Origin of the sequence: Kitasatospora sp. NPDC056138 (assembly GCF_042264695.1) — a bacterium.
Classification (GTDB): domain Bacteria; phylum Actinomycetota; class Actinomycetes; order Streptomycetales; family Streptomycetaceae; genus Kitasatospora.
In genome coordinates, this window is sequence record NZ_JBHJVK010000035.1 from 12312 (window position 1) to 27624 (window position 15313).

General features: G+C 71.7%; 11 protein-coding genes. 3 read left to right on the top strand and 8 right to left on the bottom strand.

The annotated features are described in order from the left end of the window. Nucleotides 1–19: 19 nt before the first annotated feature. The 3 genes from ACFC1R_RS21380 to ACFC1R_RS21390 form a co-directional block, all read right to left on the bottom strand. Nucleotides 20–733 (bottom strand): response regulator, encoded by a 714-nt coding sequence (locus ACFC1R_RS21380; RefSeq protein ID WP_375940836.1) that lies wholly within the window; start codon nt 731–733, stop codon nt 20–22. Beyond that, entirely contained in the window at nt 730–2454 is a 1725-nt protein-coding gene (locus tag ACFC1R_RS21385; RefSeq protein ID WP_375940838.1) for a sensor histidine kinase, read from the bottom strand. Before ACFC1R_RS21385 ends, ACFC1R_RS21380 begins: the two co-directional genes overlap by 4 nt. 116 nt (nt 2455–2570) lie before the next feature. Further along, the gene (locus ACFC1R_RS21390; RefSeq protein WP_375940840.1) at nt 2571–4157 is read right to left on the bottom strand and encodes a Na+/H+ antiporter; all 1587 of its coding nucleotides are present in this window, start codon (nt 4155–4157) and stop codon (nt 2571–2573) included. Nucleotides 4158–4400: 243 nt separating this feature from the next. Between ACFC1R_RS21390 and ACFC1R_RS21395 the strand changes: the two genes are divergently transcribed. Then, nucleotides 4401–5300: an MBL fold metallo-hydrolase gene (locus tag ACFC1R_RS21395; protein WP_375940842.1), complete on the top strand. Its 900-nt coding sequence runs from the start codon at nt 4401–4403 to the stop codon at nt 5298–5300. A gap of 303 nt (nt 5301–5603) precedes the next feature. On the opposite strand, the gene ACFC1R_RS21400 is transcribed toward ACFC1R_RS21395, so the two are convergent. Continuing rightward, complete coding sequence (locus ACFC1R_RS21400) at nt 5604–7709, bottom strand: SpoIIE family protein phosphatase (protein ID WP_375940844.1); 2106 nt, start codon at nt 7707–7709, stop codon at nt 5604–5606. Nucleotides 7710–8288: 579 nt separating this feature from the next. Continuing rightward, nucleotides 8289–8426 carry a hypothetical protein gene (locus ACFC1R_RS21405; RefSeq protein ID WP_375940846.1) on the bottom strand — a complete coding sequence of 46 codons (138 nt, stop codon included), beginning with the start codon at nt 8424–8426 and terminating at the stop codon, nt 8289–8291. A 103-nt stretch (nt 8427–8529) separates the two neighbouring features. On the opposite strand from ACFC1R_RS21405, the gene hemC reads away from it, so the two are divergent. Continuing rightward, complete coding sequence (hemC, locus tag ACFC1R_RS21410) at nt 8530–9456, top strand: hydroxymethylbilane synthase (protein ID WP_375940847.1); 927 nt, start codon at nt 8530–8532, stop codon at nt 9454–9456. Nucleotides 9457–9622: 166 nt separating this feature from the next. Here the strand turns inward: hemC and ACFC1R_RS21415 are convergent, their stop codons facing one another. From ACFC1R_RS21415 to ACFC1R_RS21425, 3 genes are all read right to left on the bottom strand, one after another. Next, nucleotides 9623–10162 carry a MarR family winged helix-turn-helix transcriptional regulator gene (locus ACFC1R_RS21415; protein ID WP_375940849.1) on the bottom strand — a complete coding sequence of 180 codons (540 nt, stop codon included), beginning with the start codon at nt 10160–10162 and terminating at the stop codon, nt 9623–9625. Between the two features lie 26 nt (nt 10163–10188). Next, nucleotides 10189–11580, bottom strand: a complete 1392-nt coding sequence (locus ACFC1R_RS21420) for an MFS transporter (RefSeq protein WP_375940948.1) — start codon at nt 11578–11580, stop codon at nt 10189–10191. A gap of 809 nt (nt 11581–12389) precedes the next feature. Then, a complete protein-coding gene (locus tag ACFC1R_RS21425) occupies nt 12390–12881 on the bottom strand; it encodes a universal stress protein (protein WP_375940851.1) in 492 nt (163 codons plus the stop codon). Nucleotides 12882–14280: 1399 nt separating this feature from the next. Here ACFC1R_RS21425 and ACFC1R_RS21430 point away from each other — a divergent pair. Beyond that, a complete protein-coding gene (locus ACFC1R_RS21430) occupies nt 14281–15201 on the top strand; it encodes an ice-binding family protein (RefSeq protein WP_375940950.1) in 921 nt (306 codons plus the stop codon). Nucleotides 15202–15313: the final 112 nt, after the last annotated feature.

Consider the following 15313-nt stretch of genomic DNA (forward strand, 5'->3'; position numbering starts at 1 on the left):
CGGTGTACGGGGCCGCTGCTCAGGACAGCAGCCCCGTGCGGTAGGCGAGGACCGCTGCTTGGACCCGGCTGTCCGTGCCCGTCTTCACCAGGACGGCGCTGACGTGGGTCTTCACCGTGCCCACGCCGATGCCCAGACGACGGCCGATTTCCGCGTTGGCGAGGCCCCGGCCCAGCAGTGCGAGGACGTCGCGTTCCCGGTCGGTGAGCGCCGCCAGCCGTTGCTCGGGGACGGAACCGGAGGCCGGTGCTGACGCCCCCTCGGGTCCCGGCTCGCCGGCATCGCCGTTGAGCATGCGCTCGATGACGGTGCGGGTGACCTTGGGTGAGAGGACCGCGTCGCCCGCGGCGGCGGCCCGTACCGCGCTGATCAGCTCCTGCGGGCCCTCGTCCTTGAGCAGAAAGCCGGTGGCGCCGGACCGTAGCGCGCGCGTCACGTTCTTCTCGTCGCCGAACGTGGTGAGCATGACGACCCGCGGCCGGGGGCGGAGGGCGAGGAGCCGCTCGATCGTGGCGAGCCCGTCGAGCACGGGCATCCGGATGTCGATCAGGGCCACGTCGGGACGGGTCTCGCCGGCGACCCGCACGGCCTCCTCGCCGTTCGTCGCCTCGCCGACCACCTCGATGCCTTCGGCATGGCGCAGGATCAGCCTGACACCGTGTCGGATCAGCTCCTCGTCGTCGGCGAGCAGGACCCGGACCGGGCGGTGGTCGGAAGCGGGAAGGTCGGTCACGGGGTCCCCCAAGGTGGCGTACGCGACACCATGGGTACGGTGAAGCGGTCGATCGTGGCCAACGTATCGCCACGGAAGCAGAACCGGGTGATCCTGAGGTGATCGGGGCCCTCCCCGGCGCCCGCGGCGGCGGAGCCCCCTCGGTCGGCGCCCTCGGCCGGCGGCGTGGAGTCCTCGAACTGAAACGTCGAGTACATGCAGCTCGTCACGGACTTCGGGTGGGCCGGCTCCCGACCTGTCGCCGCCGCGCGCACCGATGTGTTGTCCCCGTACACGGCCTCCTCCACCATCTTGCGGGACATCCCGATCCGGGGCGGCTCGTGATTGCGGGGGTCGGGTACCGGGAACGCCTGGGTGACCAGCACGAGGCCGCACATCATCAGCACGCCCACGCCCATGAGACCGAGGAGCCCGCTGAGGGCGTTCACGGCACGGCCTCGGGCACCGGCGGGTGAGTGGTCGGAGCGCGGCTCGGACGGCGATTCACACGGCGGAGTGCCCGCGGCGGCCAGGCTCGCTCCCGGGTCCGGCCGCGCCGGGATCCGTGCTGTCACCGCGAAGCCACCGGCCGGCGTCGGGCCCGCCTCCAGGGTGCCGCCGAGCAGTGCCACCCGTTCCCGCAGCCCGGCGTGGCCACGCCCCGAGCCCAGGCCGGTCTCCGCTTCCGGGGCAACGGGCGGAAGCCCGTTGCGTACGAGCACCTCCACACGGTCGTCGGTGTGGGTGACCACCACGGTGACACGGGCTCCGGCGGCGTACCGGTGCACGTTGGTCAGCGACTCGCGCACCACCCGGTGCACCGCACGCCGCACCTGGGCCGCACGGTCGTCCAGGTCGGGGCCGTCCCAGGTGAGATCGACGGGTATGCCGCCGCTGCGCGACTCCTCGGCCAGTGCCTCGACATCGGATCGGGTACCCGTGGTGTCGGTCAGGGCGTCGGTCCCGGTGTCCCGCTCCAACGGGCCCAGGACACCGAGCACTTCGCGCAGTTCCCGCATCGCGTCCGAGACGGTCCGGCGCACCAGGGCCGCCTCGTCGCGCAGTTCGGGGGACTCCTTCTGCAGTGCCATCTCCAGGCCGCCCGTGTGCAGCGAGATCAGGCTGAGCCGGTGGCCGATCAGGTCGTGCATCTCGGCGGCGATCCGGGACCGTTCATGTATCCGGGACTCGCTGTCCGCGAGCCGGCGGGCCGCCTCCGCGGCGGCGGCACGTTCCCGGAGCGCCTGCAGCAGCCGGTCCTCCTGTCCGCCCGAGATGCCGAGGAGCCCCGGCACCACCAGCGTGGTGGCGGCGAGTACGGCGCCGAGCGCGAGCCCGAACGAGTGGCTGCCGAGCCCGATGCCCGGGGCGAGGGCGGCGCAGGACAGCGTGGCCAGAACGGTCGAGGCGAGCAGCACGGCGCTCCGGCGCCGGGGGGCCGTCAGGTGTTTGGCCGTGGTGTACGCGGTGATGGCGGCCGGCAGCCCGGCGGCGGGCAGCAGGCCCACGACGGCGGAGATGCCCAGCAGGCTCGTCGTGGGGAAGCGGCGGCGGACGGCGAGCAGGGCGAGGGCGACGGCACCGAGGAGGAGCTGGATCCCGCCGGACGGGCCCTGGCCCCGCAGGATCGGCTGGGTGAGGAGCATCAGCAACGCGCCGCCGGTCACTTCCGCGAGCGCGCGCCACGGCCTCCGGCTCTGTTCGCCGGGGGCCGTGAACGGATTTCGGGAGATGGGGGCCATCGGCCAATTGTCGGGGGCAGTGGTGCGTGTCCGTATGCGACCTGGGGATGAGGTACCGCTCCGTCGAAAGCCGGAGGCGTGGATCAGGCGTGCCCAGGGGGTGCCGGGGCCGGCGGTCAGTCGCGGGCGCGGAGGCTGGCTTCTTCGAGGTCGAGTTCGTGCTGGATCCGGCGCCGGGTGGCGTAGCTGATCTTGTTGGCTTCGTAGAGGCGCTGAAGCTCGGCCGCCTCGATGGCGATGAGTGTCTGGCGGATCTCACGGTAGGCATCGGCAGGACGGGCGTCCGGGTCGTTGTGGTGGGCGTCCTCGGCCTGGTGGACACGCGCTTCCAGATGGCGACGGGCCTGCTTCAGGGCGGCCTCGGAGGCGGCACCCAGTTCGGCGAGCTGATCCAGGTCGCCGAGCTGTTTGAGCTCTTCGAGAGCGGCGTGGGCAATGTGTCGGCGGGTCCGGGCCTCCTCGCGGGCGGTGTGCTCCGGTTCCAGAGCGATGCCGGAGCGGCGGACGACGGGAACGAGGGTGAAGCCCTGGAAGACGACGGTGAGCGCGATGGTCCCGGTGGTGAGCGTGAGGATGAGCGCCCGGTGCGGCAGCGGCGCCCCCGTGTGGGTGACCAGGGGGATGGAGAGCGCGGCGGCCAGCGGCATGACGCCCCGGGTGCCTGCCCAGGACAGGACGGCCGGAACGCGCCAGGAGAGGCGGCTACCGCCCTCCTTGTGCCGGTAATGGATCAGGGCGGACAGCGGGAAGACCCACAGCAGGCGGATGGCCAGCACGGTGAAGGCGATCACCGGCACCCACAGCGGCCAGCCGTGCTCGTCGTGCGCGAGGTGTCGGATGGTGGAGGGGAGTTCGAGGCCGATGAGGGCGAAGACGACGCTCTCCAGCAGGAAGGTCACGGTGTCGTAGACGGCGCGGATCTGGAGGCGGATGGGGGCGTTGCTGAGCTTGTGGCCGGTGCTGCCGAGGACGACCCCGGACACGATGACGGCGGTCACGCCGGAGGTGTGCGACTGCTCCGCGATGACGTACGAGGCGTACGGAGTGACCAGTGCGATGACGGTCTCCACCACGGGGTCCTCGGTCCGTCTGCGGATGAGGTTCACCACTGCGGCGACCGCCGCGCCGATGAGGGCCCCTCCGCCGGCGAGGACCAGGAACTGCTCGACGGTCCCGGGCACGGTGACGGCGCTGCCGGAGACCGCGGTGGCCACGGCGACCTTGTACAGGACCAGGGACGTGGCGTCGTTGAACAGGCTCTCCGCCTGCACCATGGCCTGCACGCGCGGTGGGAGGGACAGACGCCGGCCGAGTGCGGTGACGGCCACGGGATCGGTGCTCGCCAGGACGGAACCGAGGATGAAGGCGGCCGCGGTGGTGAGCGGCGTGATCGCCCGGGCGACGTACCCGACGGCGACGGCCGAGGCGAGGACCAGGCCGAAGACCAGGCCGGTCACGGGCCGCCACACGCTGCGCAGGTCGCGGACGGAGATCTCCCCGGCCGAGGCGAACAGCAGCGGCGGCAGCACCAGCACGTTGATCACGTGCGGCGGCAGACGGACCTCGGGAACCCAGGGCACCAGCCCGACGACCAGACCGGCGATGACGAGGAGCGAGGGGGCGGGCATGCTCCAGCGCCGGGCACCGGTCGCCACGGCTGTGGCCAGGACCACGAGCAGCAGGATGACGATCAGGCCGGTCATGGGGCGTCCCGGTGGGCTACGGCTTGTTACCCCCCTCTGACCAGGTGCTTTTATCAACCTAGCCGACCCTTGGCGATGACGCAGCCGACACGGAACCGTGAGCCCGGTTCGGCACCGACGACGGGCGCCCCGAACGCGCGGTTCAGGCGGAAGAGCGACTGCCGGACACGGGCGGTCCGCTCCCGCCGAGGTGCGGTCACGTGACCGATGGCGCCCGCGTCGTCCGGCACGCAGGCTGGGGGCGTGGACAGCATGGTGCTCGGGAACGTGGAGATCACCCGCGTGGTCGAACTGCCCGCCAGGGGCCGCGCCCGCGACTACGTCTTCCCCGACGTGCCCGTCGAGCACTGGCAGGCGCACGAGGACTGGCTCGCCCCCGCCTTCCTGGACCTGGCCGCCGACGAGGTCCACATGGTGATCCAGACCTGGCTGATCCGCAGCGAGGGCCGGACGATCCTGCTCGACACCGGCGTCGGCAACGACCGGGAGCGCCCGGCCATGCCATCCTTCCACCGGCTGAACACCCGCTACCTCGAGGAACTGGCCGCAGCAGGTGTCCGCCCGCAGGACGTGGACACGGTGATCTGCACCCATGTCCACGTCGACCACGTCGGCTGGAACACCCGCCTGGCGGACGACGGCGAGTGGCGGCCGACCTTCCCCAACGCCCGGTACGTCATCCCGCGCGCCGACTTCGACTACTGGAACCCGGCCAACGGCCACCGGACCCGCTCCGGACCCCGGATGGCCAACGTCTTCGAGGACAGCGTCGCCCCCGTGCACCAGGCCGGACAGACCGAGCTGTGGGAGGGGGACCACCACGACATCGACGCCCGGCTCCGTATCGAGCCCGCCCCCGGCCATACGCCCGGCTCCTGCGTCGTGTGGCTGCGGTCGGGCACGGATCGGGCGGTGTTCGCCGGGGACCTGCTGCACAGCCCGTTGCAGGTCGTGGAGCCGGACGACTGCCCCAGCTTCGACGAGGACGAACCCCGCGCACGGGACAGTCGGCGCCGGGTTCTGGGGGAGGCCGCGGACCGGGGCGCCCTGCTCCTCCCCGCGCACTTCCCCGGGCCCGGCGCAGCCGAAGTGCGGCGCGTCGGCGACCGGTTCACGGTCAAGGAGTGGGCGGCGTGGCGGTGAGGGCGTTCCGCGGCATCCTCGTGGTGCCCGGCTCCGTGGGCCCGATCACGCCTGCCCCGCCCGGCTCCGCGGCGACGGCGTGCGACAGCCGCACCGCTCCCGGGAAGGCCGACCCGAACGCGTCGGCCTGCGGACCTTCCGCACCTGGACCGGGCACGTGCTGAACCTCGCCGTCGGGGCGGAGCGCCGCGGCATCGGCGCACCGTAGCCCGCAACGCCCGTGGAGGGGAAGGTCATCGCCGCGGCTCTGACGGCTGAGACCGGCAACGTTGCGACGGTCGTGCGGATCCGCCGTGCGGGAGGTCACTGCTGAGGGTTGTCGTCCGGCTCCGGGGCGAAGGGCTGCGTGCGGGCGATGAGGAGGGCCACGTCGTCGGGGTCGTCGGGACGACGGAGTTCGTGGAGGAGCCGGTCGCAGGTCTCCTCCAGGGAGCGGTCGGGTGCGTCGAGCAGGTGGAGGAGGGTTTCGAGGCGTTCGTCGATGGAGTGGTGGCGGGTTTCGACGAGGCCGTCGGTGTACAGGACCAGCTGGTCGCCGGGGCCCAGGCCGACGGTGGTGGTCTCGAACGGGACGCCGCCGACTCCGAGCGGGGTGCCGGTGGGCAGGTCGAGGAGTTCGGGGGGCTTGCCGCTGCGTACCAGGACCGGGGGCAGGTGGCCGGCGGTGGCGATGTGGCACTCGGCACGGCGGGGGTCGTAGACGGCGTAGACGCAGGTGGCGATGTAGTGCTCCAGTCCTGAAGTGATCTTGTCGAGGTGCTGGAGGATCTGGGAGGGGTCGAGGTCGAGGTCGGCGAAGGCACTGGTGGCGGCGCGCAGGCGGCCCATGGTGGCGGCGGCGTCGATGCCGCTGCCCATGACGTCGCCCACGACGAGCGCGGTCTTGCCACCCTCCAGGGGGAGGACGTCGTACCAGTCCCCGCCGACCTCGTAGCTCGCCTGCGCGGGCCGGTACCGGGAGGCGACCTGCAGACCGGGAAGGCTGGGCGGGTGATCCGGAAGCAGGCTGCGCTGCAGGGTCTCGGCCGCGTTGCGCACGCGCTGGTGCGCGCGGGCGTTGTCGATGCACACGGCGGCGCGGGAGGCCAGATCGGAGGCGATGGCGAGGTCGTCCTCGTCGAAGGGCTGCGGGTTACGGGCCCTGGTGAGGCCCAGGAACCCGAGGATGTGGCCGCGGGCGGTGAGGGGCACCAGCATGTAGGAGTGGACGCCTGCGCGGGCCAGCAGACCGGCGGCGTGCTCGTCCCGGGCGATGCGTGCCCGGTCGGCGTCGTCCGCGTGGGGGATCAGGATCGGGCGGCCGGTGCGAACGCACTCGGTGGCCAGGCGGTCGGCGTCGTAGGCGGCGAGGTGGCCGGGCGGGTCGGCGGCCTCGGCGGCTTCGGTGGGGTAGGCGGCCTCCACGGCGAGGGCGCGGAAGAGCGTGGGGCCGTCCTCGTGGGCCGGGCGGTGCTCTTCCAGGACGGAGTCGAGGACGTCGACCGCGGCCACGTCGGCGAGCTGCGGAACGGTGACCTCGGCCAGCTCTCCGGCGGTCCGCGCCACCTCCAGGGTGGTGCCGATGCGAGCGGTGCCGTCGGCGATCAGGGCCAGGCGTCGCCGGGCCTGGGCGGCCTCGACTGCTGCCTGGTACCGGTCGGTGACGTCCACCACCAGGTCGGCCACCCCGAGTACACGCCCCTGGGAGTCCTCCAGCCGGTAGAACGAGAGCGACCAGGCGTGCTCGTTGCCGGGATCGCTCGGAGAACGGCCGACGATGGTGAACTGGTCGACCAGGGGGACTCCGGTCCGGAGGACCTGGCGCATCGCCGTCTCGGGCCCGTCGAACTTCGCGGAGGTCACGACCTCGCGGTAGTGGCGGCCGAGGTGGTCCTTCGCGGGGACGCCGTGCATCCGCTCCAGGGCGGGGTTGACCGCCACGTAGCGCAGATCGGTATCGAGGATCGCCAGCCCGATGGGGGACTGGGAGATCAGCCTGGTCGACAGCGCGAGGTCCCGCTCCACCTCGCGCAGCGTCGGTGAATCGGTGGCGAGGCCGAGGGCGTAGAGGTCACCGCGATCGTCCAGCAGCCGTGTGTTGCGCAGCTCCACCAGCCGTGTGGTGCCGTCCTTGCGGCGGACGGGAAAGGCCCCGGCCCAACTCTGGCCGGTCGCCATGACCTCGGCGAACTTCCTGAGCACCAGGTCCCAGTGCTCCTCCTGGACGAGCAACGGCGCCGCGTACTGCCCGAGAGCCTCCGCTGCGGTGTAGCCGAACAGGTCCTCGGCCTGCGGGCTCCACAGGACGATCCGCCCGTCGGCGTCCAGCAGTACCGCGGCGACACCGAGGAGGTCCATCAGCCCGCTCGGCTGCGGTGGTCCACCCTCCGGCTGGTCCGTGCCGGCCGGACGCCCTTCGGCTGCGCTCATCCGAGCGCTCCTTCCGCCCGCCGGACCACATGACCTGCCCCCTCGGTCCGATCCGTGGCCCGTTCACTGCCCTGCGGTCTGCCCTCCTCGTCCGGGGAGTGCTTCGGCTTCCATGATCTCCTGGACCGATCGACCGCACACCTTGCCCGAGCGAGCGCGGTGGACGAAGGCCGCCCACCGCCTGCGGAGCGCCCGGGTCTCCCGGGCCGGGGCGTCCTGCGGACAGGCCACGGAGGGAGGGCGGGGACCGGGCCGGCGCCGTCCGGCATCGTCGGAATCCAGGGGTGGGGAGTCGGCAGAGCAGGTCCGGCCCGCCCGCACGCCGGCTGCCCGGCCGCCGGCCACGGCGCCATCCACCGGATCGCCGACAGCGAGGTCGCCCCGCCGGCCGACCCATGACCCGGACCGGGACCGGGACCGGCGGTCTGGGCGGTCTGGGCGAGCCGGCGCCATGCACACTCGCTGCTCGCGGTACCGCTGCGCGTCAGTGGCGCCAACCTCGGTGCCTACGCCGCCACCCCGATCTCTCCGGTGCAGGAGCCCGTGCCGGGCAGCTCGGCCCGCCGGCCGGGTTCGAGGTCACCGGCCGAGGTGAACGGCGCCGGCTCGGTCCCGGCGTCCGGGTGGGGCGCGCAGGTCCTCGGCGACCCGGGCGACCCGGGCCGGCGACGTCGGAGAGGTGCGGGCGCCGATCCGGACGGTCCGGGTGGTGTCCAACGCGGACGGTTCCTCCCGGGGTTCCGACATACCGTCGGAAACCAGGCGTGTTCGATGCGGGTAGCATGCGGTCAACACCTCGTCGGAGTCCGGGAGTTGGCGTATGAGCACACTGGTGGTGGGGTCGCGGGCCAGCCACCTGGCAAGGGCCCAGGTCAAGGAGTTCCTGGCGCCGCTGCGGCAGCGCTTTCCCGACGTGACGTTCCGCCACCAGGTGATCCTGGAAGGCGGCGACCAGGACCGGAAGACGGCCCTGTCACAGGTGTCGGCCCGCGCCGGGGGCTCGGCGTTCTCGACCAATCAGGAGGCCGCGCTGGTCGCGGGCGAGGTCGACGTGATCGTGCACAGCCTCAAGGACCTGCCGACCGCCAACCCGCGCGGCCTGATCCTGCTGCCGCCGCCGGGCCGGGAGGACGTCCGGGACGCGCTGTGCGGGAGCACGCTGGCCGGCCTGCCGCAGGGCGGAAGGATCGGTACCGGGGCGGCCCGCCGGATCGCCCAACTCCGCCATGCCCGCCCGGACCTGGTGCCGGTGCCGATCCGCGGCAACGTCCCGCCGAGGCTGAACAAGCTCAAGACGATGAACCTGGACGCCGTGGTGCTGGCGGCGGCCGGCCTCAAGCGTCTCGGCCTGGACGACGCGATCAGCGAGATCCTGCCCGTCGAGCAGTTCCCGCCGTCGCCGGGCCAGGGCGCGTTGGGCATCCAGATCCGGGAGGACAACGAGCTGGCCCGCGAGATCCTGGCCGGCACCGGCGACCCGGTGGTGGACGCGGAGGTGCGGGCCGAGCGGGCGATGCTCGCCGATCTGCACGGCGGGTGCTCGGTGCCGATCGGCGCCTACGGCAAGGCCGACGGAGCCATGCTGACGCTGCACGCGCAGGTCACCTCCGTGGACGGCACGAAGCAGGTTCAGGCCCGTCTCTCCGGCCCGCTGAACGAGCCGGAGAAGCTGGGCATGCAGGTGGCGGGCCTCCTGCTGGACCAGGGTGCGGAGGGCATCCTGGCCCAGATCCGGCCCGGCGTCTAGGCGCGGAGAAGGCGGGCCGGGGCCGGGGCCGCGCGGGTGGTGATCCTCTCGGCCCCGGCCCGAACCTCCACCAGGCCGTCCGCGAGGTGCGGAGCCCCCCGCCCCGTGAGCCGACTCCTGCCCCGCCACCGTGACATACCCGCGCGACAGCACACCTGACCAAGTCCTACCGGCCGGGGGGACCTTGCGGGGCGGGCGACCGGAGCTTGGCCATGACGCGGTCCAGGGCGGCCAGGTCCTCGGGGCCGAGCGCGAGCAGGGTGCGCGGCGGGCGGGACAGGATGTGTTCGGCCTGTTCGGCGGCGGCGGTGCCGGCCGCGGTGAGGGTGACGATCTTGGAGCGGCGGTCGTCCGGATGGACGTTGCGCTCCACGAAGCCGCGCCGCTCCAACTCGTCCACGACCAGCGTGGTGTAGGGCTTGTCGGTGGACAGGCCGGCAGTCAGCTCACGCATGGTCAGCGGGCCGCTCAGCAGACGGCGCAGCGCCTTGACGCGGAAGAAGCTCATGCCGAGTGCCTCCTCGACCTCGCTGCGCCGGTTCTCCTGCTTCAGGACGAGGAAGGACATGGCGGCCCAGACACGGGCCGCTGCCTCCGGGTCCGCCGCGGCGGCGGTGGCAGGGGGGCGGCCGGTGGGGCCCGTCGCGGCACCGTCGCCGGTGCCGCCCATGGCCTCGTGTCCGGTGCCGTTCGTGCTGTCGTTCATGTGCTGTTGCTGTCCACCCTCCTGGTTTAGCCAGGGACGTGGCGCTGCGCCGCGCGTGCGGCGGTCTGCCCGGCCCAGCGGCCGGTGGTGAGGATACCGATCGCCAGGACCGCGACGCCGCATGCCGTCCCGACCCACCAGCCTACGTGGCTGGCCTGCGCGAATCCGGTGTGCAGCGGCCCGTGCGTGGCGGAGGTGACCAGCGACCCGATCACCGCGACCCCGAGGGCCTGACCGGTCTGGCGGCTGGTGGTGGCGACGGCGGCGGCGACCCCTGCCTGTGCGCGCGGCATGCCGGAGACGGCGGTGTTGGTGATCGGCGCGTTCAGCATGCCGAAGCCGAAACCGAACAGCGCGTACGCGATGACGAGGTGCCAGGTGGCGGTGTGTGCGCTGAGGCCGGTCATGGCCAGCGTGCCCGCCGCCATGCCGCTCCCGGCGGCCAGCAGCGGCAGGCGGGCCCCCCGAGCCGCGACCAGCCGGCCGGCCAGCGGGGAGAACACCATGGTCAGCCCGGCCATCGGCAGCGTCAGCAGGCCTGCGTGGAAGGGGGAGCAGCCGCGGACGTCCTGCAGGTAGAGCGTGTTGAGGAAGAGGAAGCCGCCGAGGGAGGCGAACCCGCAGACCGCGATGACCGTCGCCCCGGCGAACGGTGCGCTGAGGAACAGGCGCGGGTCGATCAGCGGCTGCGCGCGGCGCAGCTCGTACCGCACGAGGCAGGCCAGCGCGAGAGCGGCCGCCGCACAGCACCCTGCGGTCTGCGCGGAGGCCCAGCCGGCGGAGGGTGCTTCGATGAGGCCGTAGGTGAGGCCGGCGAGCAGCACGGTGATCAGGAGCTGCCCCACCGGATCGGCCGGGCGCGGGCGTTCGGCGCGGGACTCGGGGACGAACAGGGCGCACAGCACGAGCGCGGCCAGACCCACCGGGATGTTGATCCAGAAGATCGCGCGCCAGCCGACCGACCCGACCAGCGCGCCGCCGAGCAGCGGCCCGAGCGCCATGCTGACTCCCGCCACCGCGCCCCACACCCCGATCGCGCGCGCCCGCTCCCGGGGCTCACGGAAGGTGTTGGTGATGATCGACATTGCGACCGGGTTGAGCATGGAGCCGCCGACCGCCTGGAGCGCGCGGGCTGCGACCAGCAGGCCCAGGTTCGGGGCGATCGAGCACAGCAGCGACCCGAGCATGAACAGGACCAGCCCGGCCCGGAAGGTGCGGCGCCGCCCGATCCGGTCGCCGGTCGAGCCGGCGAGCATCAACAGGCCGGCCAGCACCACCGTGTAGGCGGTGATGATCCACTGCAGGCCGGAGACGGAGGCGCGCAGGTCGTGCTGGATGGAGGGGAGCGCGACGTTCACGATCGTGTTGTCCACGCCGACGATGAACAGGCTCAGGCAGCAGGTCGCCAGAACGAGCATCCGCCCGCGGCGGCTGGGCGGGTGCTGGGCGGGCCCCTGGGCCGCGGCGGAGGGGGCGGCGGACCATCTAGTTATTGGCATACAACTATTATAGCGACATAACTAAATCCGGTGCGACGTCCGCTGCGGGCAGTGCGCTCCGGTGCCGCTCCGGTGCCGTTCCGGCGACCCTGCGGGCGCCGACAGCCCGTCGGTTGCGCCGAGTTCCACCGGGCGCACAGGACGCCGGTGCCCAAGGACCGCCGGTGACTCACCTGCTTCGGGGAAGGAGGGGCGGCGTCAACTGGCAGAACCGGCCTGCCTGCGCAGACGCGGGATCCACTGCATGATCCCGGGCAACGGCCGACCACGTTCGCAACCGCAAGAAGCTTGGTCCCCGAGGCAGCCGTCCCACCGAAGTCCGACACATGGACCCGCCCCCCAGCGACGCTGACCGTTGCGCGTGAACGCCTCCGGGTTCTCCCGGAGCTCAGCCATCTCGCCAGGTGCCACACACCATCAGCGGTACAACTGTCCCATGGACACACCACCGTTGCGCCGGTATGACCGGGCCCTACTGGGGATTTCCCGGATGTACACGCCCAGCCGTCAATGATTCTGCGTCAATCTCCTTGCGAGGATGGGCTTTCGTGCCTCGCGGTGCAGAGTGGCCCGGTGCGGCCGGGAAGGCGGCGCCGGGCCGGGGGCGGTACGAAGGACCGTTACGAAGGCGATGGTCGGCCGACCGGGGCCGCTTCGGTCTTCCGGGTCGCTCGAACCGCGGTCCACGCCGCGGTCGGATGGGAGCCCGTCTCGGGTGGAATCGACGTTCAGGAAGCTGCTGTGTCGTGCTCCGCCGGGACGACAACGACGGGAAGGCGGGCGTGGTGGACCACCTCGGTGCTGGTCGACCCAAGGGTGAGGCGTCCCCAGGCACCAGATCCTCGGGAACCGACCACGAGAAGACAGGCGTCCCGGCTCGCTTCCAGGAGGACCTGCGCCGGACGTCCCCGTTCGCAGACAATCTCCACCTCCACGGAGGGCCCACCGAGCTGTTGTCGCAGTTCTGCGATGGAGTCGAGCATGGATTGAGTGACGAGATCGCGCTGCTGCGGAATGCGGTCACCGGTGCCGGTGGTGGCCGTGTGTTCGAAGCCTGATTGCTGGGTGGGTGTGTACTCGTACGCGCAGACGGCCCGCAGGCCGGTGCCGCGTAGTTGAGCCTCCCGGAGTGCGAAGATCACAGCCTGCCGCGCTGGGGCCGAGCCGTCCGTGCCGACCACGATCGGATGGACCGGGCGGGAGACAGCGGGATCGGACATGGGAGACCTCCAGGGATTCGTTGGGCGCGGTGGCACACTGTTCTTCGCCGCGAAGGGTCAGGAGGCCGTGCGCGTGCCACTCGGGTGTCGCATAGGCCGATCGCCACGGGTCGTCGGCGGCAGGCGGCCGACCCTGTGCGTACGGCGACGGGGTCCGACTGGTCGTCGGCGACCTGTGCACTTCTCAGCCTGCTCCTGTCCGTCTGCGGGCACCAGCGCACGTATGAGCACTGGAGGGACGCCGGGGCGGCCCAGGGCAGCGCTGACGTCCGGGTGCCGGTACGCCCCGGTGGAACGGGCTGGCGGTGGCCGGGTCGATCGGCACGGGGCAGGGCGGCCTGTACACGGTGCGGCCGCCGGCCGAGTAGTGATCGCACGAATGCTCGACGTAGAGGAGTTCGCTCCATCGCCGGGGTTCGCGGGGCAAGCGGCGGTGGCGCTGGAGCGGACCCATCGGCGCCGAAACCTCGAGCAGGCGGGCCTATTGGAGGCGCGCGACCGGATCACCAGGAGGCCGCACGATCTGGAGATCCCGAGGTTGTCCGCTACCGGCGAGGGGACTGCAGGGCGCGGGCCCGGGACAGAGAGCACCCCGGAGACCTTGGAGCGGGCAATGCAATCTTTTGACTCAATCTCCGATGGACGTGTCATCATATATCTCTGTGTAATCGGCCCTGAGTCTCCAATCCAAGTCGCAACCCGGTGGATCTTCTCGGCCGCAGCACCGGCGATCGGTCGGGCTGTGCCGTCCCGGTGACGACCTGTGGCGTCTGGCGGAGAATGGCGTACGGCCGTGGATATTGATCTGGGTGCAGGGTGTCTTCGCTCGGTGGCCGGCGAAAATCATCCGCGATTCCTCGGCTTCCATGCCGCTTGCACGGCGGCCGGTGACGCGGTCGGCCGTGGTGCGCCAGCTCCGGTTGAGTGTCATGGGCTCGGTGCCACCGAGTGGCTCGGCCATGCCGGATGCCTGGGGGTGTGGGTTTGTCATGCAGAGGTTGCGCAATTCACTCAGATGGATCGTATGCACACAAGATCGTTCGGGTAAATTGGATCGAACCCCGATGGGGGCTTTGTTGATTTCGACCTTCGCGTCCTGCGGTCGCCATAGGGAAGGCGATTCGTCGCGACCGGATCGGGATCATCGAAATTGCCATATTTCCCCACAGGAATAGGCTTCTAAACGAATCTGAACATCTCTGCCGCGCCGCACTGGCGCACAATTTCCTCCTGGATCGCGGGGATCGTGCTGATTGCCGCCTTCGCAGTGGCCCTGGTGCCTGTCCGGGCTCAAGCCACCGCATCCGCCGTTTCCCTCGGCACGGCGGACAGCTTTGCGGTCCTGGGCGGCCAGTCGGTCACCAACACCGGTCCCTCCGTCGTCGCGGGAGACCTCGGTGTGAGTCCGGGAACGGCCGTAAGCGGGTTTCCGCCGGGCCTGGTGAACGGGACCATCCACCAGGCGGATGCCGTTGCCGCCCAGGCCCAGAGTGACCTGACCGTGGCCTGCGACGACGACGCCGCCAGCCGGGCTCCGGATGCCAGCATTTCCGGAGACCTCGGCGGTCAGACGCTGGTTCCGGGCGTTTACAACGCCTCCTCCTCGATCGCGTTGACGGGCACGCTCACACTGGACGCCGGGGGCAACCCCAACGCCGTCTGGGTCTTCCAGGTCGGATCGACTCTGACGACGGCCTCTGCCAGCCGGGTGCTCCTCATCAACGGTGCCGCGCCGTGCAACGTCTTCTGGCAGATCGGAAGCTCCGCCACTCTCGGTACCAACTCCACCTTCATGGGTAACATCCTGGCCCTGACGTCGATCACCGTGACCACCGGGGCGAGCATCGACGGCCGGGCGCTGGAGCGCAACGGCTCCGTGACGCTGGACACCAACAGGATCACCCGCCAGACGTGCGCCGCCGGTACCGCCACTGCTGGTACCACGGCCGGCACGACCGCCGGTACGACGGCTGGGACGACCACTGCTGGTACGCCGCTGGTACCACGGCCGGCATCACCGCTGGCACCACCGCCGGTACCACGGGCGGCACTTCGGGCGGCGGTGGTCACGAGTGCAAGCCCTGCGATCACTGTGACGACTGCCATGATCACGGCGACCACTGGGGTGACAAGTGCGGTGACTGCGACCACGGTGGGCACGGCGACCACTGGGGTGACAAGTGCTGCTGCGAGCCCGGAGGTTGGTAGTCGACTCACAGGTCGGCAGGTGCCGCGGGTCGCGAGGTGTGAGTACCAGCGAACCTCTCGCGTGACCACGGCCTCTCGTGAGAGGGCCGCTCCGGAGCGAGCTGCCACCTGAGGTGGTGGCCTGCGTGGTGCGGCCGAGACCGGCGGCGCGGGGGGGGGGTGGCTGAGAGGGCCCCCCCCCCACCCCCCCGCAGGACGCGCGCGGGTGGCGCGGGGGGAGGGGA

Excerpts from the sequence above, each read along its gene's own strand:
- ACFC1R_RS21385 (WP_375940838.1), bottom strand. The coding sequence starts at position 2,454 with ATGGCCCCCATCTCCCGAAATCCGTTCACGGCCCCCGGCGAACAGAGC.
- ACFC1R_RS21390 (WP_375940840.1), bottom strand. The coding sequence starts at position 4,157 with ATGACCGGCCTGATCGTCATCCTGCTGCTCGTGGTCCTGGCCACAGCC.
- ACFC1R_RS21400 (WP_375940844.1), bottom strand. The coding sequence starts at position 7,709 with ATGAGCGCAGCCGAAGGGCGTCCGGCCGGCACGGACCAGCCGGAGGGT.
- hemC (WP_375940847.1), top strand. The coding sequence starts at position 8,530 with ATGAGCACACTGGTGGTGGGGTCGCGGGCCAGCCACCTGGCAAGGGCC.
- ACFC1R_RS21415 (WP_375940849.1), bottom strand. The coding sequence starts at position 10,162 with ATGAACGACAGCACGAACGGCACCGGACACGAGGCCATGGGCGGCACC.
- ACFC1R_RS21420 (WP_375940948.1), bottom strand. The coding sequence starts at position 11,580 with ATGCTCGTTCTGGCGACCTGCTGCCTGAGCCTGTTCATCGTCGGCGTG.
- ACFC1R_RS21425 (WP_375940851.1), bottom strand. The coding sequence starts at position 12,881 with ATGTCCGATCCCGCTGTCTCCCGCCCGGTCCATCCGATCGTGGTCGGC.